This is a genomic window from Acidisphaera rubrifaciens HS-AP3 (assembly GCF_000964365.1).
GTDB lineage: Bacteria > Pseudomonadota > Alphaproteobacteria > Acetobacterales > Acetobacteraceae > Acidisphaera > Acidisphaera rubrifaciens.
Genome location: NZ_BANB01001000.1, coordinates 1 through 380 on the forward strand (window position 1 = coordinate 1; position 380 = coordinate 380).

Consider the following 380-nt stretch of genomic DNA (forward strand, 5'->3'; position numbering starts at 1 on the left):
GCGCCGCGCGCAGCCGATGCGTGGCGGCACCCGCCAGCGCGCGATGCGTATATCCCGGCCGCGGCAGCACCGCATAGGGCAGCCCGCAAGCGACCTCCGTCCAGCGCCGCCAGCGCGGCAGCTGCGCCAGCAGGTCGGCACCCATCAGGAACACGAAACGCGCGCGCGGAAACCGCCGGCGCAGGGCGCGCAGCGTATCAACCGTGTATCGCGTGCCGAGCGCCGCCTCGATGCCGGTCGCGACGATGCGCCGCCCGTCGGCGATGCGCCGTGCGGCGGCGATACGGTCGGCGAACGGCGCCATGCCGGCGCGCGGCTTCAGCGGATTGCCCGGCGAGACCAGCAGCCACACCTGATCGAGCCGCAGCCGCCGCCGCGCC

The 380-nt window shown here is 75.5% G+C and carries 1 protein-coding gene; it reads right to left on the reverse strand.

Annotation, left to right across the window (positions count from 1 at the left end; genetic code table 11):
• The coding region (locus B8460_RS19655) for a nicotinate-nucleotide adenylyltransferase (protein WP_048863325.1) at positions 1-380 on the reverse strand (380 nt) is incomplete at both ends.